The sequence below is a fragment of the Pseudomonas sp. NY15354 genome (assembly GCF_048068075.1).
Taxonomy (GTDB): Bacteria; Pseudomonadota; Gammaproteobacteria; order Pseudomonadales; family Pseudomonadaceae; genus Aquipseudomonas; species Aquipseudomonas guariconensis_C.
Map to the genome: position 1 here is coordinate 149031 of NZ_JBLUPV010000008.1, position 21076 is coordinate 170106.

Below are 21076 nucleotides of genomic sequence, written 5' to 3' on the forward strand. Positions count from 1 at the left end.
TTTAGTACCCTGGCGGGCTATACCAAGGCTTTTGATCTCTTCAAAGCCATGCGCATTACAACCAGGCGCTGAGCAAGATCCGGGAATGCCTTGAAGAGATCGATCGCGCTCTAGACCGTACCCTACTGGGACCGCGCTTGACCCTGACCCGCCAGAACGACCGCTACCAGGTGAACAACCCGACGCCCTACTACATCACGCTGATTGATGCGGCGCCCAACCTCAAGGCTGACGGCGTCACCGGTTTCAAGCCGCTGATGATCGCCCCCAAAGGCCAGCTCGACCTGGGCAATCGGCCCAGTTCCAAGTCACCGGCACCCTGCTTGAAAGCGCCTGCTACCTGGACCCCAGCTCCGCCTACCAGCACTTGTCGTTGGGCGAACTGAGCACCACTCGCCTATCGCACATGGGCGACCAAGGCACGCCCGTGGCCCTGCACCTGAGGCTGCAGGGCTGCGTGCGCAGCGACGGTGGTCGTCATGACGAGCAGCAAGGCTCGCTGGTCTGGAGCGCCATCGAGCCGGTGGCGGCAGTGACCTTCCAAGCGGTGGCCGACGCAGACACGCCCACGCTGATCAAGGTAGTCGGCGCCCAGGGTTTCGGCCTGCGCCTGCTCGATGTCCAGGGCAATGACGTGCGCCTGGGGGCTTTTCGCGCCAGCCTCAATGTGAACCTGGCCTATGACTGAGGCCCCCATCATGACTGTCGCACGTCCCGCGCTGCTGGCACTGCTGCTTGGCTGCAGCCCCTTGGCCCAGGCCGCCGAACAACTGGTGACGATCAAAGGTGTCATCTATGCGGCGATTCCCTGCGTGATCAACAGAAACGCACCCATCAGCGCCCCGTCCAATGATGTTCAGATTGCCGGTATCGATGGCCAGTACAAGACCATCTCCATCGACTACACGCTCGACTGCAGTCGCTCCGCCACCAATGAGCTGCGCATGCAAGTGCGCGGAAATTCGGCCTTCGACCGCACGATGCTGGAGATACCCGGCTATGACAACATCGGTATCGCCCTGAAGAAGGACGGCGAACGGTGGGCGCTCAACAGCTGGTCCAACTTCGATACGCGTAAAAAACCCGTGCTGCAAGCCGTGCTGGTCAAGCGCGAGGCCAGCGAAATCAAACCAGGCCCGTTCAAGGCCAGCGCAACCCTGGTGGTGGACTATCGATGAGCCTCCTGCATCGCACTTTCGCAATCCTGTCGATCGCTGCCCTGCCCTTGTCGTGCGTTGACGCGGGCAATCTGGAGTTCAGTGGGACGCTGTTGGCGCCGCCAGGTTGTACCGTCAGCGACAAAGGCGGACGTATCGACGTGCGCTTCACGCAAAACATTGCCGTCAACCGCATCGATGGCGAGCGCTATCGCCAGGCGATTCCCTATCAGATCGAATGCCCGGGGGCCGCCGATCACAACATCACCTGGCACATGCGCCTGACCCTCAAGGGGACACCCGCATCGTTCGACATCACTGCGCTGAAGACCTCGGAGAACGATCTGGGCATCAAGGTCCTGCTTGGCGGCACCGCATTGGCGCCCAACGAGCCGCGAGAGATCGATGTCAGCGCATCGACACCGCCTCTGCTGGAAGCCGTACCGGTAAAGCTGGCCGGCGCGGCGTTGCCCAGCACCGAATTTACCGCCTCGGCACTCTTGATGGCCGAGCTCTACTAGGAGGATCCATGGGCAAGTGGGCCATGACCCTGGGCGCCTGGGTTGCCGCCAGCTTCTGGTTGCCGGCGACCCCGCGCTCACCCTTTGTCCCATCCGGTTGGTGGTGAACAAAGGTCCAGGACCCTACAACTCGGTAGGTTATAACCCTGCCTTGTATTGGGAGGTCCCTATTCGTCGTGGCACCTGGCCCATCTATTACTTGATCACCGACCTGGAAAAAAAAGGTTTTCGAATCCCCTACAGTACCTCCGTTTTCGTTCCGCAGAAGGACGTTTCCGCTGACAATTGCATCACTTTCAGCTATGCGAGAATCGGTCCGGCCATTGGCGGGGCCATAGGTCGTTTCGGCCCCTGCGTCCGTGTTGCTGCGCCCGCATTGCAGTGCGATATCATCGGAGATGCCGTGATCGACCATAAAACCCTGGCCGACAACGCCGTGGACGGAGCGACCGCCTCGACCCAGCTCAACGTGCAATGCCGCGGCCCGGCCAGCGTGACCGTCTCGACCACCCGTACCGATGCCTACGGCGTCAGGCTCAAGGCTGACGGCAGCCTGTACAGCAAGGTCACGGTCAACGGCAAGGACGCCACGGCGGGCATCAATGTGCCGATTACACAAGACCTGAACACGCCCCTGACCATCACCTCGACACTGGTTAAGCGCGGGGACGTAATGCCAGGTCAGTTCATTGGGTCCACAGTGCTAACCGTATCACCGCCGTAAGAAATCCAATATAAGCAGCCCCTGGGCTCTCAATACTTTCGGCACTCAGAGAGACGCACCCTGAGACACGGCTTCGTTTTAATCGGTGCCACCAGCTAGCGTATAGGGGCGGCGCTCATCGGGCGCTTCTATAGCGTAACCCCAAATCCAGCTCGCCCCTGATCAAGGCCCCCAGTGTCTGGGCGACATCGGGTCGCTGGTCATTCAGCAAGTAAACAGGAATGCCCTCTAAAAACGTTTTGGAAGCGTCCAGGTCCTCTCCCATCAGCGCCAGTGGACATCCAATCTCCATTTGCAACAAACGCAGTCGCCTGGCCAACTGTGGGCTTATCATTCCCTGCACGACTACTACCACGGCTGCTGGCTGCAGCGCTGCGCATAACAAAGGCAGCTCTTCAAGCGGTTGGCTACAACCGAGGACCTCGATGCGCTGTTGCTCACTGCTCAACAGTCGGCCGGCGCACAGTAGCTCAAGCTCGGCTTGTCCCTGCAGACCTGCCAATAATACTGGTGGTACATCAGGCTGATTCAATTGCAGGCGCATCAACAACCGGGCGCGCAAGAAATTATCAAGAAATAACCATTGGCTGCGTTCGCCAAAGCCGTCACCCGAAGCCAGATCACGCCAGACCGGCAGCAGCACCTCACGCAATACAGTCAACTTGGGCAAAACTGTCCACAACTGGCCGTGCACGGCTTCTAGCGCCTGACCATCAAAAGCCCGCGCTGCACGCGCCAGGGCATCACGCCACTGCTGGTGCACACTGTTCTGCTCTGGGGCTGGCTCATGGTCACCGATTAGCCTTTCGCCGACTTTGCTGATCGGCAACCCATTGGCTGTCCAGCGCTGGATGTCGCGAATTCGCTGAACGTCCTTGGCCGTGTACAGGCGATGGCCGCCCTCGGTGCGTTGCGGGCGGATCAATCCGTGGCGACGTTCCCAGGCACGCAAGGTCACCGGATTGATGCCAGTCAAGCTGACTACATCACGCATGGGCAGCAGATCGGGTGGAGTGGACTCAGTCATTGCGAGCGGTCATCTGAACGGCGAATTACTCTAAACCTATACAGACCTTCAGCGGCGTGCAACCTTAGGTCATCATGCAGCGAACCGCGCCGTGGCTGTACGCACGGAAGCTACGCTGCGCTTATTGCACATGAAGATTCGGTGGACTGGCTCATGATCAACGCAAAGCTTTTGCAATTGATGGTCGAAAACTCCAACGATGGCATCGTCGTCGCCGAGCAGGAAGGCAACGACAGCATCCTCATCTATACCAATCCCGCTTTCGAGCGCCTGACCGGCTATCGTGCCGATGACATTCTTTATCAGGACTGCCGATTCCTCCAAGGCCAGGACCATGACCAGGCCGGCGTCGCCCCGATCCGCGAGGCTATTCGTGCAGGCCAGCCTTGCCGCCAGGTCCTTCGCAACTATCGCAAGGACGGCAGCCTGTTCTGGAATGAACTGTCCATCACGCCTGTGCGCAACGAAGCGGACCAGCTGACCTATTACATCGGCATCCAGCGTGACGTCTCGGCCCAGGTCTTCGCCGAGGAACGGGTCCGGGAGCTGGAAGCGGAAGTCGCCGACCTGCGCCGGCAACTGAGCGAGGCCAAGTCCTGATCGAAAAAGCTGTACAGCTATCATTTTGTGTATAGTTTTTTTGGCAGGCTTCAGCTATACCTGTACAACAAATCGCGGTTGTACAGGTTTTTCTGGAGCCAAGCATGCCAGCCTATCTGCAACAATTCGCCGAGCGCTTCGCCCAACTCGATGGCAGTCGTCTCCATGGGCTGGAAAAACTGTACGCCGACGACATCACCTTTCGTGATCCCTTGCATGAAATTCAGGGGCTTGAGGCCCTGAGGGCCTACTTCGCCCAGCTGTATGCCAACACCCACGACATCCGCTATGTCTTCTGCGGCGTTAATGAAGTGACGCCCGGCGAAGGCTACCTACGCTGGACCTTGCAGTTTCGCCACCCCCGACTGGCCCGCAACCGGCCGGTCAGCTTGCAAGGATGCAGCTACTTGCGGTGGTGTGAGCGTGTCCACTTTCACCAGGACTATTTCGATGCAGGTGCCCTGCTCTACGAGCATCTTCCGATCATGGGCAGCGCGATCCGCTGGCTCAAAGGCAGGTTGGCATGAGCCGCTGCTGGCTGACCGGAGCTAGCAGCGGGCTGGGCGCTGCGCTTGCGCAATGCCTGTTGGAGCAGGGTCATCACGTTGCCCTAGGCGGTCGTCACGAGCAACGCCTTGCCCCTTTGGTGGAGCAGTTTCCCGGGCAGGTTCTGCTGGCTGTCGGCGACGTCGCTGACCCTATCCAGATCGCTCGGATCGCAGCTCAGATCAAGGCTGCCTGGGGAGCGCTGGATTTGGTGATCCTCAATGCGGGCACGTGCGAGTACCTGGAACCTGGCCATTTCGACCCGGCCATGGTCGAGCGCGTGATGCGCACCAACTTTTTGGGCGTCAGCCAGTGCCTGGCCGCTGCCCTGCCCTTGCTTCGCGCTGGCAAACATCCTCATTTGGTGGTGGTGGGCAGCTCGGTTACCTGGCTGGCTTTGCCCCGGGCAGGCGCCTATGGAGCCTCCAAGGCCGCCGTGCGTTATTTGGTGGAGTCTCAACGCATCGACCTGGCCCACGAAGGCATCGATGTCACGTTGGTCAACCCAGGCTTCATCGACACGCCTCTGACCCGTCGTAACGACTTCCCCATGCCACAGCTGTGGTCAGCCGAACGCGCCGCACGGCACATCGTCAGGCACCTGCACCGACGTCCGCTGGAGATCAACTTCCCAGGTCTCTTCACCTGGGTGTTGCGCGTGCTGGGTCGACTCCCGCCGCGCGCTCGTCTGGCGCTGGGCCGGCGTCTGGCACGTCATGAACAGGAATGAAACTCCATGCGTATAGCGATCATTGGAAGCGGTATCGCGGGCCTGACCTGTGCCCACCTACTGTCTCGCAGACACGAAATCACGGTGTTCGAGGCCAGCGACTGGGTCGGCGGCCACACCCATACCGTCGATGTGGACTGGTGCGGCGAACGCCATGCGATAGACACCGGCTTCATCGTCTTCAACGACTGGACCTACCCGAACTTCATTCGCTTGCTCGATCAGCTCCAAGTGGCCTCACAGCCAACCGAGATGAGCTTTTCTGTCCATGATCCGCTCACCGGGCTGGAGTACAACGGTCACAATCTGAACACGTTGTTCGCTCAACGCCGTAATCTGATCAGCCCACCGTTCTGGGCGATGCTGCGCGATATCCTGCGTTTCAACCGGCAGGCACTGGACGATCTGGACGCACGGCGGATCGATACCTCCACCACCCTGGGCGCCTACCTCCAGGCTCAAGGCTATGGCCAGCGCTTCATCGAGCACTACATCGTGCCCATGGGGGCGGCGATCTGGTCGATGTCCCGGACGCAGATGCTGGGTTTCCCCCTGCAGTTCTTCGTGCGCTTCTGTCGCAACCACGGCTTGCTCTCGGTCAATCGACGTCCGCAGTGGCGGGTCGTCCAGGGTGGCTCGAGAAGTTACATCACACCTCTTTGCCGACCGTTCGCCGAGCGTATTCGCCTGAACTGCAAGGTGCATCGTGTCGGACGCGACAAGGGAGGTGTCACGCTGCTCAGTGCCGCCGGCACTGAACGGTTCGACAGTGTGGTCTTCGCCTGCCACAGCGATCAGGCACTGGCGCTGCTGGAGACCCCCAGCGTCGATGAGCTCGCTGTGCTGGGCGCCATCGGCTATGCGCAGAACGACGTGGTACTGCACACCGATCAGCGCCTGCTGCCACAACGAAAGAAGGCCTGGGCCAGTTGGAACTATCGACTGGGTGGCCCCGCGCATGCCCCAGCTGCGGTGACCTACAACATGAACATCCTGCAAGGTATCCAGGCACCGGTGACATTCTGTGTAAGCCTCAACCAGACCGCGCTCATCGACCCCGCACAGATCATCGCCCGCTTCTGCTACGCCCACCCGCAGTACAGCCTCGCAGCGTCAGAAGCCCAGACGCGCCAGGCACGACTCCAAGGCTATAAGCACAGCTATTTCTGCGGTGCTTACTGGGGCAACGGCTTTCACGAAGACGGTGTGCTCAGCGCGCTGCAGGTGGCCCGGCACTTTGGAGAAACACTGTGAACAGTGGTCTTTGCCTGGGTTGGCTCAGTCATCGTCGACTGTCCCCGCGGTACCACGCGTTCCGCTACCGCATCGGCATGTTCTATCTGGACCTGGATGAACAAGCCTGGCTGATGAGCCTATCCCGTTGGCTGGGCAGCAGACGACTGTCGCCGCTGAACTGGCGCCAGACCGACTACCTGCCAGCGCTGACCCACCAGGGGGAGCCGCTGGCCGAGGCTGCCCGCTTGCTCGTTGAACAGGCAATGGGGCACAGGCCCGAAGGCCCGGTCCATTTGCTGACCCAATTGCGCTGCTGGGGGCTGTCTTTCAATCCGGTGAGTTTCTATTTCTGCCACGACCGCCATGGACACCTGACGGCGATCCTACTGGAGGTGTGCAACACCCCATGGCATGAGCGGTTTCACTATGTCCTGCCGGTGCAAGGCCGCCTGGACAGGCCTTTCTCCATGGCCAAGGCCTTTCATGTATCGCCGTTCATGCCCCTGGACATGGACTACCGATTGAAGTTGTCCCTGAACCTCAAGTCGGTGCGCATCCACATGGAGAACTGGCAAGGCTGCCAAAAGGTGTTCGAAGCCGATTTGGCCTTGCAGCGCCAACCGCTGGATCGCAGAGCGTTGCATCGATACCTGCTGAGCTTTCCCTGGATGAGCCTGCGCACCGTCTCGGCCATCTATTGGCAAGCCCTACGCCTGTTGTTGAAGCGCACCCCCATTCATGACCACACTGCCAGCCGGGGTGACCTGGCGCTCGGCCAACCTTGCGAGGACCCTGACCATGTCGAATCCCACCCTGAGCGTTAGCAAGACCACGGTCCTGGCACCCTTGCTGGGCGCAATGGCTAGAACGGTCGTGCTCGCACAACTGGGTAAGCTCCGTCACGGCCATCTCCGGCTGCTCAGCCATGGGCGGCAATGGAGTTTCGGAGAGGCTACCAGCCCTTTGCAGGCCGAAGTGGAAGTGCTCGATGACGCGACCTGGAGCCTGATCGCCGGCAATGGTTCGATCGGCGCGGGCGAAGCCTATATCCATGGTTACTGGCGCAGCCCAGATCCTGCACGGGTGACCCGTCTGTTCGTGGCCAACCTGGCTGTGCTGGACGCCCTTGAAGGGGGCTTTGCGCGGTTAGGGCGACCGGCATTGCGGCTGCTACACCGCTTGAACCGGAACAGCAGGCGCGGAGCCCGACGCAACATCCTCGCCCACTACGACCTGGGCAACGCACTATTCGAACAATTGCTGGACCCGACCATGATGTATTCAGCCGCGCAGTTCGAACACCCCGAGCAATCCCTGGAGCAGGCCCAGTTGCACAAGCTCGAGCGCATCTGCCGGAAACTGGAGCTCTGTCCGCAGGATCACCTGTTGGAGATCGGCTGTGGCTGGGGCAGCTTGGCCATCCACGCCGCTACCCATTACGGCTGCCGTGTAACCACCACGACCTTGTCGCAAGCGCAGTACGCCTATACTCAGGCGCGTGTGCGGGCCCTTGGACTGGAACAACAGGTCACAGTCCTATGCGACGATTATCGGGACCTCAAAGGTACCTTCGACAAGCTGGTGTCCATCGAAATGATCGAAGCTGTCGGACACCGCTACCTGCCGGTATATTTCCGCCAGTGTGCCGCGTTGCTCAAGCCCGACGGATTGATGTTGTTGCAGGCGATCACCATCCGTGACCAGCGCTACGCCCTGGCTCGGCGCTCGGTTGACTTCATCCAGCGGTACATCTTTCCCGGAGGCGCCCTCCCTTCCCTGAGCGTGCTGCTGGACACCGCCAGCCGCCAGACTGCGCTCAACCTGGTACATCTGGAAGACTTTGGCCTGGACTATGCCCGAACCCTTGAACATTGGCGCGACAACCTGCGCAAAAATCGGACGCTACTGGCCGCCCAAGGTTATGACGATACATTCCAGCGCCTGTGGGAGTTCTACCTGTGTTATTGCCAGGGCGGCTTCGAGGAACGGGCCATCGGCGTAGCGCAGTTGCTATGGGCGGCGCCTCAAGCCCGTCGTGCGCCCTTGCCCGCGCTTCGATGATCAAGCGCTGCGGATTGATCGCCAATGCCCTATGGTTGCAGGCCGGCTGGTGGGGCTGCGTGCTAGGCGCCAAAGCCCCAGGGTGGTTAGTGATAGTGCCCATCGGCCTGGCCCTTCACCTGTACCTGTGTCCTGACTTCAGTGCAGAGGCCAGGGCTCTGGTGCGCACGGCGCTGACTGGCAGTGTCCTCGATGGCGTATTGGGCGTAATAGGTGTATTCAGGTTCGACGCATGGCCGCTGCCCCTATGGCTGGTGTTGCTGTGGCTGGTGCTGGCGAGCGGCTTGCGGCACAGCCTGGCATGGGCAGGCTGGCCGTTCTGGCGCGGTGCGCTGGCCGGTGCACTGGCAGGTCCTTTGGCCTATCTGGGTGGCGCCCGCCTGGCCGAGATCAGCCTGCCGCTGGGTCCTTTGGCGACAGGCCTTCTGCTAGTGCCGGTCTGGGCGCTGGCCCTACCGTTGCTGGTACGCATCGCGGCGTGGCGCTGAACGACGGCATCGCTCAGAGCAGTATCGCACCTGCTCCCAGCATCGAGCCCAACGCTTGCGCCAGTTGAACGGCCGGCCACAGACCACGCACACCTTGCTCGGCAGCAAGCGCCTGTTCACAGGCTTTCCCCAGCATCGAGCCGCACCAATAACGCCTGACCACGGCGCCACACCGCCTCGCGCCGCGCCGGCGCCATACCATCGAGGCTCCGATAGACCAGCGCCAAGCGTGGGTTATGCGCGAGTTGGGCACGATGACGGATCAGAAAGTGCCAGTACAACGCATTGAACGGGCATGCATCAGCTTCTGCTGTTTGATCGACCTTGTAACTGCAAGCCTTGCAATGATCGGACATCCGCTGGATGTAACGACCACTGGCACAGTAAGGCTTGGACCCTAGGTAGCCACCATCAGCATGCATCACCATGCCCAGGGTGTTGGGTAGTTCGACCCAGTCGAACGCGTCCAGGTACACGGCCAGGTACCACTGGCAGATAGCTGCCGGCTCGATGCCCGCGAGCAGGGCGAAGTTGCCGGTCACCATCAGGCGCTGGATATGGTGGGCATAGCCCAAGTTCAGGGTCTGTTCGATGACCTGCGCCATGCACCGCATGCGCGTGTGCCCGGTCCAGTAGAAGTCCGGTAACGGCCGGGTGTTGTTCAGATGGTTGAGTTCGGCGTACGCCGGCATGCGTAACCAATAGATGCCTCGTACATATTCACGCCAGCCGATCAACTGGCGAACGAAGCCTTCGGCAGCGTTCAATGGCACGCGCCCCTCACGCCACGCGGTGTTCACGTCTTCGCAAAGGCGACGCACATCCAGCAACCCGATATTGAGGGCTGCGCTGATGCGGGCATGGAACAGGTAGGGCTCGCCCTCGGCCATGGCGTCCTGATAATCCCCGAAGGCCGCCAGGCCATAATCCAGAAAATGACGCCACAGCTGCTGCGCCTGGTCATGGGTCACTGGGTAGTCGAACCCGTCCACGGCGCCATAATGGTCGCTGAAATGTTCGCGAACCAAGGCAACGACTGCCGACGTGATGGTGTCCTGTTCGAAGTGGGCAGGAAACGGCCCACGCAATCGTCGTGGCAATGGTTTGCGATTGTCAGCATCGAAATTCCAAGCGCCTCCGGCCGGGCTGCCGTCTGGCTCCAGGAGTAGGCCGCAACGTTTGCGCATACCACGGTAGAAATGCTCCATGCGCAGTCGAGACCGCCCTTGCGCCCAGCGCGCGAACGCTTCGCGTGAGCACAAAAAGCGGGTGTCGCGATGCCACATCAGCGGGAGGTCGGCATTCCGTAGCGCCTGTTCCAGGCGCCACTCCCCGCATTCGGTCACATGTATTTGCGTAGCACCCAACGCTTGTCGCCAACGGTGCAGTTCACCAACGATGGTCCCGCTGTTGTCAGCCGCATCGAATGCCACGTAATGCACTTGCCAGCCGCGCGTTCGCAACGCGAGCGCAAAATGGCGCATGGCACTGAAGATGAGCACGATCTTGTGGGGGTGATGCGGCACGTAGCGTGCTTCCTGCGCCACTTCAGCCATCAGGATCGCATCGTGGGCTGGATCCAGTGCCGCGAGGCTGGCCAGGTCGAATGACAGCTGATCTCCCAGCACCAGCCCCAGGCGCATCGTACCGGCTACCACTGGCTGGCCAAGGTCAGTGGCATTCGTAACGGCGCGACGGGGCCGTCACTTTGTCCGCACATTTCATCATGCACCACCTGTTGCACCATCATGCATGGCACCGGTGGCAAGTTGGCCAGAAGCTCGCGCAGTTCAGTGGTCGAGCGCAATCGAAGTGCCTGCCCGCTCGCATCGCTCAGCGTGACGGGGCCAGTTTCGGACATCGCACGCAGGACATAAAACCCTCCTTCGAGTGACAGCAGTTCAAGAGATTGGACATTACCAGCCGATACCCGCTGGGCGAGTGTGTTCAGGTTCATGGTGTGCCCTCCGGCAGACGGCGGAAGAACAGCGTGATCTGGCCGATCTCCACGCCCAGTTTGCTCATGCTCGAGCGGTTGATAAGGGTGTCGTCGTCTATCAGGTACATCCAGTCGTCCAAGTCAACCTGCCAGTGCCTTCCATCGACGGGCAGATCGAGCTGGTAACGCCATCTCAGTGCGTTGCCCGCCAATTCGCCACGGGCTTGCCCGATCACATCCCCAGCGGTTCCGCGCCAGCGGCCGGGGCCGTCCGGCGTCAACGTCCAGGTACGTTGCTGACGTGTGCCGTCGCTGTAGAGGAAGTGCTCGTCCAGGGTCAGCCGCTCACCGTCACGTCGGCTATCGATACGTACTTCAAAACGCTTGACCACCTCGCCTGAACGCTTCTGGAACATCCCCCAAGCCTGTACTGGGCGCGAGAAGAAGGCCGCCAGATCGAGGCGTGGGTGTTCAGCGGCATACCGTTCGACGCCGACGTTGCCACAACTAAGCAGCGCCAGGCAGGCCGTCAGCAATAATGCTCTGTACATGTTTAGTTTCCTCAGTTGTCAGCGACCAGGCCGAGCAGGCGCTGGCGCAATCGAGGATCCCGGGCTTGCGGATCCAGCCAGATGGCGAAGAACGCCCGGGCGAACGCCGGATCGGCAACCTCACGGCTGAGCCTCCCATTGACATAGAAACGGCAGCCCTCACCTGGCAGGTACAACCCCGTGATACGCGTTCCCGGGCGCACATTCACGAAGGCCTCTTCCATGATTCCGGACCAGGTCTCGATCTGCGGGACTGTCACACTGCCGCCACCCAGGCGACGCATTTCCTGAAGGCTGGCCTGCACCAGCGTGTCTCGGGAGAGAGAACGGTGGTAGGTCAACTCCAAGGCGAAGGGCTGACTCCAGTTCTGCACCGGTCCGACGGCCCACAGCCGAGCGCTGTACAGACGCAGACCGAACCAGGTGAATTCCCCTTCGCCAAGCCGCTGCGCGGTCGGCACCGCCGTTCGCCAGTCCGCAGAGACCGACGACATTGTGCCAAGCAGCAAGCAGAGACAGACCATCCGAACCAGGTATGCCATGACGAACCTGTGGCGCCGAATATCTATACAGAGATTAGTTTCTTGTACAGCTTAAATCAATTTATGTACAGTTCTTCAGATTCGATGGTAGACCCGCGTGTCCGCCCTGCTCCTAACAAGGGCCCTGGACCTTGAGAATGCCGCCCTCAGCGCACCGAGAAGGAAGCTTTCATGTTGTACGTAGTCATGCTCGGAGGTCGCCACCCACGCGCCAGCATCGAGGTGCATGATGTGGTGTTCGCCCAGGCGCAGAGCCTGGAGCAGACCTATCCGCAATTGCGTCAGGGCTGGTTCGGTAGCCGCGCGGGCCTGCATATCGACGCTTGGCTGGAAGTCGATGGCATCGATGGCTACCGCGTCGAGTTCAGTCACCTGGCTCCCGGGCCAGACGACCCAAGGCTATTTTTCATCAATCTTGGCGGTTACGAGCCAACGGTCTTCGGTGAAGCTCACCGCTACCTTTTAGTGGTCGCTAAGAACAAGCAACAGGCAAGACAACTGGGCAAGCAGCGCCTGCGGGCTGACTGGCTCAAGCCCCACATCGACGCGGTACTCGAAGTGGATGACTGTCTGCCGATCGACTGTGTGAATGGCCGTTACGTACACCTAGTCGAAGGTGCACACAGCGGGATCGCTCAATACAGCGACTATCTGCTGCTCTGAAGCCACCTGCCTGGCCCTGCCTCAACAAAGCGATACATAAAGACCGATCCCAGACACATTTGAGATAAGCACCTCGGACACCATGGCTACGAACTGCGGTGGCACTCTGCACGCCGCCCCACGACGGAGTTTGCCATGCACTTTCATGCTCAACCTGCTAGCCTGCGCGGCTGGCGCCTGTTCTCAGTGTTGTCTGTTGCGGTTCTGGTCATCACCGCGCTGGCGCTCATGGCCGTACCGCAACCGGTGGACGCTTTGCACAGTGCGATTCGGGTCACCGCGCGCACGTCCTTCCTACTGTTTCTCCTGACATTTCTGGCCTCTTCCCTGGCAATCTTGCTGCCCAGTGCCTTCACACGCAGCCTGCTGCGCGAGCGACGGTTTCTAGGATTGGCGTTCGCCTTTTCCCACGCGGTGCATGCAGTCCTGATCATCGTGTACGCCAAGTCGTTCCCCGACACGTTCTGGCATGGCCGCACGGCCGTTGCCAACATCCCCGGTTCGATTGGCTACTTCTTCATTTTTCTGCTGACCGTCACTTCGTTCCCTGCCGCCGTGAAGCGGCTCGGCGCACGCAACTGGAAGGCGTTGCACAGCACTGGTACCTGGGTGATCGCCGGGATATTCGTCCTGTCGTTCTACAAGCGCATTCCCATGGGGTCCTGGTATCCACTGGCGTTTGCACTGATCTTCAGCGCCATCGTCTTCAAGCTCGCCGCCAAATTGGCCGTGCGCCTGCGCCGTCGTGAGCGCGCTGAAATGAGTGCCTGACCACGTTGCTATTGAACATGTGTTCAGCTATACACTGCAGGCTGCCCCGAGCCAAGGACACTTACATGCGTGACCCACTCTTTCGCACCCGCATCACCGAACTGCTGGGCATCCGTCACCCGATTCTCTGTGGCGGGATGGGGCCAGGTGTGTCCGACGCGGCGTACGTGGCAGCCGTCGTGAATGCAGGCGGGATGGGTTTTATCGTCGCGGCGGGGTTTGCCGATCCTCGCGCGTTTCGCAACGAACTGCGCCGCTGCCGCGAGCTGACCTCGGGCAAAGGGTTCGGCGTCAACCTCTATGTTTCCAGCCAGGCCGAGGCACTGGACCGCTTGCGCGAGCAGGTGGACATCCTGGCCGAGGAAGGTGTGCTGTGCGTCGAAACCTCCGGCGCCAGCCCCGAGTGCATTCTGCCGGTGCTTCGCGCGGCGGGTATCAAGGTCCTGCACAAGGTCCCCGCGATTCGCTATGCGCGCTCGGCGGCCCGGCTCGGGGTGGATGCGCTCATCGTGGTGGGCAACGACTGCGGCGGGCACCCGGGCACTTATGGCATCAGCAGCATGGTCCAGGCGGCCCAGGCACCGATGGAAATCGACCTACCCATCGTCATCGGTGGCGGCATCGGTACAGGCCGCCAACTGGCGGCAACGCTGGCGATGGGCGCCGATGCCGTGCTTCTGGGCTCGAGCATGCTGGTCAGCGAAGAACTCTGGATTCATCGCGACTACAAAGATTTGCTGGTACGCAGCGACGGCACGCAAAGCGTCATCGTGAAAACTGCCCTCAAGCAACATCACCGGGTACTGAACAACGACAGCGCCCAGGCGGTCGCCGCCCTGGATGCGGCCGGCGCTCATGACTTCGAACGCTACCGCCCCCATGTCATGGGCACCCTGACCACGCAGGCCTACCAGACGGGCGACAGCGCACGTGGCATGCTCGATGTCGGCCCCTCGGTCGTCTTTGCCGACGCGGTCAAGCCGGTGCAGGCCATCTTCGATGAAATCCTCAACGACGCGAAGCAGGCGCTTGAGCGACTCGGACAACTGCGTCTCCCAGGCCCTCATTGACGGTCGTGCCGCACCTCCGAGCGGAAACATTCAGCAATACTAATCCGGTCAATCGGATAATCTGCCCGGGGTGCACCCAAGCCCCTTTGGTAAACTCGCCGCTTTTGCTCGCGAGCCCTGCCGCGTCCAAGAAGTCTCAACGCGATAGGATGTTTTGCCGTGTCAACCGAACAGAACCTGGTATTCAAAGCACCTGAAACCGCCCGCGTGCACGTGGCTGCCGACCGGGCCAAGGCACAGGGCGCGCGAACCGACGCACAACCGGCCTCCTACCGCCCCGATATCGACGGGCTACGCGCCGTTGCTGTCCTGCTGGTGCTGGTGTTCCATGGCGGGCTGGCGGTCTTCCCCTCTGGGTTCATCGGCGTCGATATCTTTTTCGTGATCTCTGGCTACCTCACCACCTCGATCATTTTGAGCGCGGTGGCCCGGGGGGACTTCAGCCTTGGCCAGTTCTACGTTAAACGCCTGTGGCGCCTGCAGCCGGCGATACTGGCGCTGTTGATCGTCACGCTCGCCGCGGCCAGCGTGCTGTATCTGCCCAAGGACTTCATCGACTTTCTGAAAAGCGAGAAGTACACGAGCCTGCTGCTGTCCAACCAGTACTTCTCCAAAGCCACCGACGGCTATGCCACCGCCGAGGCGGCGACCCTGCCCCTGCTGCACGCCTGGTCGCTGGCCATCGAATGGCAGTGGTACATCTTCCTCCCGCTCGGGCTGATGGCACTGACGCGCTACCTGGCGCCCCGGCAACTGAAAACCGCTGTCTTGATGCTGACCGTCGCGGCCATTGCCGTCGCGCTGTTCATCGCCAAGACATCCCCCGACAAAAGCTATTACGCATTCCTCGCGCGCATCTTCGAGCTGCTGATCGGCTCGTGCGCGGCGGTGTATGCGACCGACCGCCAACACCTGGGCCGCGTCAGTGCCTCCGTGCTAGGCCTGTGCGCCCTTGGCGTGCTCCTGTATGGCGCAACGCAATCCATACCGACCACCGCCTATCCGGGCTATCCCGCCATCGTGATCTGCCTGGCAACGGCGGTACTGGTCTCGGGCCAGATTGGGCAGGTGGGCATCACCTCCAGGCTGCTGTCGTGGTCCCCCCTGGTGTTCATCGGGACGATTTCCTACTCGCTGTACTTGTGGCACTGGCCGGTCATCGCCATCGTGGATTACCTGGGCTTTGAAAAGACCCCCGCCATCCTCGCCGACTACTTCATCGCCTCGTTTGCCTTGGGCATCACCTCGTACTATTTGATCGAAAAGCCGCTGCGCCGTACCCAACTGGGTGTTGGCAAAACGCTGATCTTGCTGCTGGTCGTTCCTGCCATCGCGTTTTCGGCACTGCATTCGGCGGGCAAATCTTCCGGTGGCTGGATGGAGCGCTTCGGCAGTGGCCCGACGCATATCCTGCCGCGCCTGAAGGCGAGCGAAATACCCCCGCGCGGACCGTGCCTGGGCGGGGCCAGTGATGGCTCCGATAGCAAATGCCTGCTGGGGCAAGCCAACGCCAGCGCCACCGCGCTGCTGATGGGCGACTCCTACTCCAACCACTTCTGGGGCTTCATGGACGTACTGGCCAAGGACGCCAACCTCTCGGTCATGGCCCAGGGCAGCCCAGGTTGCCTGGCCCTGCCGGATGTCTATCTGTATGACTGGTGGAAGTACAAGAACACGCTCTACAAGAAGTGCCATGACGCAGCCGCCGAATACCACAAGCTGATTGCTCGTAGCCATTACGACTATGTGATCATCGGCCTGACCTGGGAAACCTACGCCAATAGCAGCGCCGTGGTGTTGTCGATCGATGACGAACGTTCCCAGGCCCTGTCGCGCGAGCGCATGAAGACTGCCCTGCTCAAAAGCCTCGACGTCATCGAGCGCTCCGGGGCCACTCCCGTGCTGCTCAAGAGCAACATCGTCATGCCCGAAGGCGCCAACGACTGCCTGTACCGCAGCATCAAGCTCAGGGGGACGATCGAGGAGCACCATTGTGCGACGAGCGTCACAGCGCCCAAAGAAGACCCATGGCTTGCACAGCTGTTCGAAGCGGCCAAGCAGGCACACCCGGACGTGCTGGTGATCGACCCCAAGGATGTGCAGTGCACCGATGGCCAATGCAAGCTGTCGATCGACGGCCTGCCGATCTACCGGGACATCGGGCACATCACCGATTTCGCGTCCACGGCGATGGGCAAGATGTACTTGCAGACCAAGGGCAATCCCTTTACCGAATCCAACCCTTGATGCCCGGGCGGGCCAGCCGTTTTATCTGGCTGGTCCGCCAAGGACAGCCAAGCGCTAGGGTCTGTATGAAAAGTCTTGAGACGAAGGTCAGGCAAGGCGAAAACAGCCGAGGAACGGTCGGAGTCGCGCTCGACTTTACGGGTTGTAAATGAGCATTCCGAGGCTGTTTTCAACGCAGCATCACCGAGTATCAAGGCTTTTCGTACAGAGCCTAGAGACCCAGCTCACTCAAGCCTGGATGGTCGTCCGGGCGGCGGCCCAAAGGCCAGTGGTACTTGCGCTCCTGCTCGGTGATCGGCAGGTCATTGATACTGGCAAAGCGCCGCTGCATCAGGCCGTTCGCGCCGAACTCCCAGTTTTCGTTGCCGTAGGAGCGAAACCAGCTGCCGGAATCGTCGTGCCATTCATAGGCAAAACGCACGGCGATCCGATTATCGGCGAAGGTCCAGAGTTCCTTGATCAGGCGGTAGTCCAATTCCCTGCGCCATTTGCGCTCGAGAAACGCCTGTGCCTGGGCACGCCCTTCGATGAACTCGCTGCGGTTGCGCCAGTAGGTATCCTCCGTGTAGGCCAGCACCACTTTCGCAGGGTCGCGGGTGTTCCAGCCATCCTCGGCGCGTCGGACCTTCTCGATGGCGGTTTCCAGGGTGAACGGCGGCAAGGGCGGGCGTGATGACTCGCTCATTTCGATGACCTCCAGAGGCAGGTAGAGGCCTTAAGCTATAGCTCAAATGCGCGGCCCGTGGAGGGCCGCGTCCGGCATACCCTCGCCTACTGGCCGCAGCGCAATGGCAGGCGTTCGTAGTTCAACGCTTTGTCACGCTCGGGCAACGCATAGGATGCCTGGCATTGCTGGTCGCTCCAGCGAATCGTCAGCCGGCCCTGCGCTTGCTCGACCAAGGCCAATGCCTTGCCGCTGGGGTCGGAGATCGCCAGTTGCTTGCCCTCGGCATCTTCCAGCGCGGCACCGAACGGGATCCTGCCACCTTGGCCGTCGAACAGCTCGAACTGCACACGGCGCCCGGTCTTGCCAGCGAAACGCGCCAGCACCACGGCGCCCCGGCGTGGCACCCGTTGCTGGGTGGCATTGTCGATCTCGATATCAGCGCCCAGCTCACGGGTGTCCAAGCTGATCCAGTTGACCCGGTAAGGCTGCGCGCTGGGGACTACCGCATAGCCGTTACGGCCAGTCTCGACGCCGCTGTAGCTGCTGACCTTGGCACCGCGCACGCCCGGCACCTCCACCAAGGCAAAGGTTTCGCCCACGGTCTGGCCCAGGTTGATACCCCCAGGGTGAGCCACCACCGACCCAGAGACGTTCAGGCTCTGCGAGTCGTAGCCCTTGCCCTGGCTGTAGCCGACGCTGATATCGGCCATCGAGGTCCGCGTGCTGACGTTGGCCGAGGCCGAACGCCCGCCACCATCGCTGCTGCCCGCCTGCACCGAATAGAACGTGTCGGCGCTTTCGTTGAAGTAGCCATTGATGCCGGCCTGGGTGCTGTTGCCGTTTTTCTGCGAGCTCGTGGTGACGAATGCCCGCGGTGCCCGTGGGCGGCCACCGAGCGGGAACGACACCGACAGGCTGATCTGATTGTCGGAGCTGCCCGCGCCGCCGCTCAAATCCTGCGTACGGCTCCAGGTGAGGTTGTAGCTGGCATCACCCCAGTTATTGCCATAGCCGGCCGAAAAACTGCGCGAGCCGCCGCGGTTCCAGTAGCGCTGGTCGCTGGCGTTCAGGTACAGGCTACCCAGCTTTCGATCCGCCCCCAGGCTCTGGTTGATGGTCAGGTCTGTGCGGGTCTTGGAGTGCCCCGAACGCAGCAGCGGCCCGCTGCTCAGGTCCTCGATGTGGTTGCTCAGCGTGCGGTAGCCCTCGGTCGAATAGCGGTAGGCCGCCAGGGTGAAACTGGTGGCCGTGCCGGTGAAGGTCTTGGCATACAGGGCGCGCAGGCTGTTGCCCGTCTTGCGCTCGCCCTGAGCCTGGCTGCTGGAATGGGTGACGTCCAGCGACACCGCACCCAACGAGGTATTGCGACCCACGCCGACGGCCAGCGCCTTGTACTGATCGGTGGCCTGCACCCCGACGATGCCGGTCAGGTTGCTGTCGATGCCGTAGGCCAGGTTGGCGCTGAGCATCTGCGGTGTGGCCAGCCCTTCGCTGTTGCTGTTGTAGCGACCGGCCGAGACGCTGTAGCGCACCTGCCCTTCACGGACCATGATCGGCAAGCTGGAAAACGCCTGCTGGGTCACCCGGCGGCTGCCGTCGGCCTCGATGACGGTGATCTGCAGGTCGCCGTTGGAGCCACTGGGGTAGATGTCGCTGATCTCGAACGGGCCAGGCGGTACGTTGGTGGTGTACAGCAGGTAGTTGTCCTGGCGGATTTCCACGGTCGCGTTGGTCTGTGCCACGCCTCGGATGATCGGCGCGTAGCCGCGCTCGCTGTCAGCGCGCATGCCGTCGTCGGACTCAAGCTTCAGGCCCCGGTAGCGCACGCTGTCGAACAACTGCGCATCGGAGAAAATGTCCCCGGCGCTGAACTGCCCCTTCAGGGCCGTGACATCGTGCTGCAGGTAGCTGCGGTTGCTCTTGAAGGTATCCGGGCGGCCGGTGCCGCTGCTGAAGTTGGACTCGTTACGCAGCCGCCAGCCGCCCAGGTTGATGCCATTGCGCAGGCCCAGGTTGGTGTTGTAGCGGGTGTCGGCATCGCCTGCGTTGCGGCTGGTGCTCATCTGGTAGTTGATGAAAGCCGCTGGCACGCCGTTGTCCCACAACTGCGGATCGACGTAGCCGCGCAGGCCGCGCTGCATGGCGACCTGCGGGACGCTGGTATCCAGGCGCAGGCGACTGGCATCGAAGCTCACGGAGGCCTGGTCGATCAGCGCAGGCAGGTCCTGGCAGGACTGGTCGTTGTCCAGGCTCAGCTTGCCCTGGGCCTGCAGCTTGTCCAGGTCGATCCCCAGTTGCCGGAGCAATGCGAGGGTCAGGCACGGCTCCACACGGCCAGTGGTCGGGTTGCGTTGAAAATCGATATCTCGTCGCCCGACCAGGACCTGGTTGCTGTACAGATCGACCCGGTAGTTGCCAGGCAGCACACGGGTGCCGGCGAGCAGCAGTTGCAGGTCTACCGACGAAGCCGCGCCCTGCAGGAAAGTGGTATTGAAGGCGAGCAACTGCGGGTCGGCAACTTGCTCGGAAGCGGCACCGGCGTGCACGCAGGCGCTGTGGATGGCCAGGGACAAGGCTGCGAGCTTGAGCGGCGCGGGCGCACGGAAGCGTCCCCGGTTGTCGAACAGCAGAAACATGCGTGGAAACCTTTTTTCATCCATGGCAAACACCAGGCACGGCGCAGCCGCGCGTGCGTCGGCATGCGCCCAGGGTGCTTGGGGGTGTTACGAAGAAGCGGCGGGCTCGACGGCCTTGGCCTTGCTGGCTCCGCTCGGCATCAACGCCGCGCGATACTCGCTCTGCGCGCCGTAGTCATTGATGCTGCGAAAGGACAGACTCGCCGGCACGCCGGCCGCGACCTTGGCCACGGCAAAGGTTCGGGTCTGCCCGGGCGCGATCATCGCCGAATCAGCCGCCAGCGTTCGCTGCCCGTTGACCGTGACCGTGATGTCGGCCATCGACACGTGGTACAGGCTTGGATTGCTCACCGACAGGGCCGTGGAGGCGCCCTCGTGGGTCAATCGCCAGTCCAGTTCGGTCGGCGCCTGCAACGCATCGCCCGGCAGCCCGGCCGGTCGGAAGAACACCTTGATGCGCTGACGCACGGCCAGTTGCAGCGTGTTGGCCTGTTCGCTGGCTTGCGGAATTTCCTGGACATTGAGCCACACGACCGACTCGCGGTCCTGGGGCAGTCCTGTCCCTTCATAAAGGATGCGCAGCAATTGCTGCTGCTTGGCCACGACCCTGGCCAAGGGTGGCGTCACCGCGAACGGGACCGTGCGGTTCAGGCCGTCGTCGCTGTCGATCCACGACTGGATCAACACATCCTGGCCACCATTGCGCACGGTCACGTTGGCTTCCTTGTGGGCACCATCGAACACCACGCGCGTGGCGCTCAAGGAGATGCCGGCCACCGCCGGCGCCGCCAGGAACATGCCCAGCAGGCCCAGGCAGGCAGTGAGTCTGGGAGTCAACATCGCTATCACCCCTTTTGTCTAAGCGGACGGCGAGACCTTCAGGTCTCGCACGTACAGAAC

At 61.6% G+C, this 21076-nt stretch carries 25 protein-coding genes; 16 read left to right on the forward strand and 9 right to left on the reverse strand.

Translation table 11 applies throughout. From position 1 onward, the window contains the following. Nucleotides 1-137: 137 nt before the first annotated feature. The 5 genes from ACNFCH_RS11000 (at nt 138) to ACNFCH_RS11020 (ending at nt 2402) form a co-directional block, all read left to right on the forward strand. Complete coding sequence (locus ACNFCH_RS11000) at nt 138-386, forward strand: hypothetical protein (RefSeq protein WP_337157207.1); 249 nt, start codon at nt 138-140, stop codon at nt 384-386. Further along, nucleotides 368-688 carry a fimbrial protein gene (locus ACNFCH_RS11005; protein ID WP_416742759.1) on the forward strand — a complete coding sequence of 107 codons (321 nt, stop codon included), beginning with the start codon at nt 368-370 and terminating at the stop codon, nt 686-688. Before ACNFCH_RS11000 ends, ACNFCH_RS11005 begins: the two co-directional genes overlap by 19 nt. Before the next feature lie 10 nt (nt 689-698). Then, nucleotides 699-1178 carry a fimbrial protein gene (locus tag ACNFCH_RS11010; protein ID WP_416742760.1) on the forward strand — a complete coding sequence of 160 codons (480 nt, stop codon included), beginning with the start codon at nt 699-701 and terminating at the stop codon, nt 1176-1178. Continuing rightward, on the forward strand, nt 1175-1678 hold the full coding sequence (locus ACNFCH_RS11015) for a fimbrial protein (protein WP_337157210.1): 504 nt from the start codon (nt 1175-1177) through the stop codon (nt 1676-1678). The genes ACNFCH_RS11010 and ACNFCH_RS11015 overlap by 4 nt, the downstream gene beginning before the upstream one ends. A 403-nt stretch (nt 1679-2081) precedes the next feature. After that, nucleotides 2082-2402: a hypothetical protein gene (locus ACNFCH_RS11020; RefSeq protein ID WP_337157211.1), complete on the forward strand. Its 321-nt coding sequence runs from the start codon at nt 2082-2084 to the stop codon at nt 2400-2402. A gap of 115 nt (nt 2403-2517) precedes the next feature. On the opposite strand, the gene ACNFCH_RS11025 is transcribed toward ACNFCH_RS11020, so the two are convergent. Next, nucleotides 2518-3429: a MerR family transcriptional regulator gene (locus ACNFCH_RS11025; protein WP_416742761.1), complete on the reverse strand. Its 912-nt coding sequence runs from the start codon at nt 3427-3429 to the stop codon at nt 2518-2520. A 153-nt stretch (nt 3430-3582) separates the two neighbouring features. Between ACNFCH_RS11025 and ACNFCH_RS11030 the strand changes: the two genes are divergently transcribed. From ACNFCH_RS11030 to ACNFCH_RS11060, 7 genes are all read left to right on the forward strand, one after another. Next, on the forward strand, nt 3583-4029 hold the full coding sequence (locus ACNFCH_RS11030) for a PAS domain-containing protein (RefSeq protein ID WP_337157213.1): 447 nt from the start codon (nt 3583-3585) through the stop codon (nt 4027-4029). 104 nt (nt 4030-4133) lie between these two features. Continuing rightward, complete coding sequence (locus ACNFCH_RS11035) at nt 4134-4556, forward strand: nuclear transport factor 2 family protein (RefSeq protein WP_337157214.1); 423 nt, start codon at nt 4134-4136, stop codon at nt 4554-4556. After that, nucleotides 4553-5305: an SDR family NAD(P)-dependent oxidoreductase gene (locus tag ACNFCH_RS11040; protein WP_416742762.1), complete on the forward strand. Its 753-nt coding sequence runs from the start codon at nt 4553-4555 to the stop codon at nt 5303-5305. Before ACNFCH_RS11035 ends, ACNFCH_RS11040 begins: the two co-directional genes overlap by 4 nt. A gap of 6 nt (nt 5306-5311) precedes the next feature. Continuing rightward, nucleotides 5312-6559, forward strand: coding sequence for an NAD(P)/FAD-dependent oxidoreductase (locus ACNFCH_RS11045; protein WP_416742763.1), 1248 nt, complete (start codon nt 5312-5314; stop codon nt 6557-6559). Beyond that, complete coding sequence (locus ACNFCH_RS11050) at nt 6556-7365, forward strand: DUF1365 domain-containing protein (RefSeq protein WP_337157217.1); 810 nt, start codon at nt 6556-6558, stop codon at nt 7363-7365. The genes ACNFCH_RS11045 and ACNFCH_RS11050 overlap by 4 nt, the downstream gene beginning before the upstream one ends. Further along, nucleotides 7340-8602 (forward strand): class I SAM-dependent methyltransferase, encoded by a 1263-nt coding sequence (locus ACNFCH_RS11055; protein ID WP_416742764.1) that lies wholly within the window; start codon nt 7340-7342, stop codon nt 8600-8602. Before ACNFCH_RS11050 ends, ACNFCH_RS11055 begins: the two co-directional genes overlap by 26 nt. Beyond that, the gene (locus tag ACNFCH_RS11060; RefSeq protein WP_416742765.1) at nt 8599-9090 is read left to right on the forward strand and encodes a DUF2878 domain-containing protein; all 492 of its coding nucleotides are present in this window, start codon (nt 8599-8601) and stop codon (nt 9088-9090) included. Before ACNFCH_RS11055 ends, ACNFCH_RS11060 begins: the two co-directional genes overlap by 4 nt. On the opposite strand, the gene ACNFCH_RS11065 is transcribed toward ACNFCH_RS11060, so the two are convergent. From ACNFCH_RS11065 to ACNFCH_RS11085, 5 genes are read right to left on the reverse strand one after another with little or no spacing between them, the layout of a single operon-like run. Continuing rightward, nucleotides 9055-9210: a DUF2256 domain-containing protein gene (locus ACNFCH_RS11065; RefSeq protein WP_337157219.1), complete on the reverse strand. Its 156-nt coding sequence runs from the start codon at nt 9208-9210 to the stop codon at nt 9055-9057. The two genes, ACNFCH_RS11060 and ACNFCH_RS11065, sit on opposite strands and share 36 nt — an antisense overlap. Beyond that, nucleotides 9207-10733: a cryptochrome/photolyase family protein gene (locus tag ACNFCH_RS11070; protein ID WP_416742766.1), complete on the reverse strand. Its 1527-nt coding sequence runs from the start codon at nt 10731-10733 to the stop codon at nt 9207-9209. Before ACNFCH_RS11070 ends, ACNFCH_RS11065 begins: the two co-directional genes overlap by 4 nt. A gap of 8 nt (nt 10734-10741) precedes the next feature. Beyond that, nucleotides 10742-11047 carry a DUF6482 family protein gene (locus ACNFCH_RS11075; protein ID WP_337157221.1) on the reverse strand — a complete coding sequence of 102 codons (306 nt, stop codon included), beginning with the start codon at nt 11045-11047 and terminating at the stop codon, nt 10742-10744. Beyond that, nucleotides 11044-11580, reverse strand: coding sequence for a DUF3833 domain-containing protein (locus ACNFCH_RS11080; RefSeq protein WP_337157222.1), 537 nt, complete (start codon nt 11578-11580; stop codon nt 11044-11046). The genes ACNFCH_RS11075 and ACNFCH_RS11080 overlap by 4 nt, the downstream gene beginning before the upstream one ends. 11 nt (nt 11581-11591) lie before the next feature. Then, entirely contained in the window at nt 11592-12122 is a 531-nt protein-coding gene (locus tag ACNFCH_RS11085; protein WP_337157223.1) for a chalcone isomerase family protein, read from the reverse strand. 171 nt (nt 12123-12293) lie between these two features. Here ACNFCH_RS11085 and ACNFCH_RS11090 point away from each other — a divergent pair, with 171 nt between their 5' ends. The 4 genes from ACNFCH_RS11090 to ACNFCH_RS11105 all read left to right on the forward strand — a co-directional run bounded on the left by ACNFCH_RS11090 (nt 12294) and on the right by ACNFCH_RS11105 (nt 16873). Continuing rightward, nucleotides 12294-12785: a DUF1543 domain-containing protein gene (locus tag ACNFCH_RS11090; RefSeq protein ID WP_337157224.1), complete on the forward strand. Its 492-nt coding sequence runs from the start codon at nt 12294-12296 to the stop codon at nt 12783-12785. A gap of 135 nt (nt 12786-12920) precedes the next feature. Further along, nucleotides 12921-13556: a hypothetical protein gene (locus ACNFCH_RS11095; protein WP_337157225.1), complete on the forward strand. Its 636-nt coding sequence runs from the start codon at nt 12921-12923 to the stop codon at nt 13554-13556. A gap of 17 nt (nt 13557-13573) precedes the next feature. Continuing rightward, nucleotides 13574-14626 carry an NAD(P)H-dependent flavin oxidoreductase gene (locus ACNFCH_RS11100; protein ID WP_416742767.1) on the forward strand — a complete coding sequence of 351 codons (1053 nt, stop codon included), beginning with the start codon at nt 13574-13576 and terminating at the stop codon, nt 14624-14626. Nucleotides 14627-14785: 159 nt separating this feature from the next. After that, nucleotides 14786-16873, forward strand: coding sequence for an acyltransferase family protein (locus tag ACNFCH_RS11105; protein ID WP_416742768.1), 2088 nt, complete (start codon nt 14786-14788; stop codon nt 16871-16873). A gap of 211 nt (nt 16874-17084) precedes the next feature. Here the strand turns inward: ACNFCH_RS11105 and ACNFCH_RS11110 are convergent, their stop codons facing one another. From ACNFCH_RS11110 to ACNFCH_RS11120, 3 genes are all read right to left on the reverse strand, one after another. After that, nucleotides 17085-17558: a nuclear transport factor 2 family protein gene (locus ACNFCH_RS11110; protein ID WP_337157228.1), complete on the reverse strand. Its 474-nt coding sequence runs from the start codon at nt 17556-17558 to the stop codon at nt 17085-17087. Between the two features lie 86 nt (nt 17559-17644). After that, a complete protein-coding gene (locus ACNFCH_RS11115; protein ID WP_416742769.1) occupies nt 17645-20176 on the reverse strand; it encodes a fimbria/pilus outer membrane usher protein in 2532 nt (843 codons plus the stop codon). A gap of 87 nt (nt 20177-20263) precedes the next feature. Continuing rightward, on the reverse strand, nt 20264-21016 hold the full coding sequence (locus ACNFCH_RS11120; RefSeq protein ID WP_337157230.1) for a molecular chaperone: 753 nt from the start codon (nt 21014-21016) through the stop codon (nt 20264-20266). Between the last annotated feature and the right edge of the window lie 60 nt (nt 21017-21076).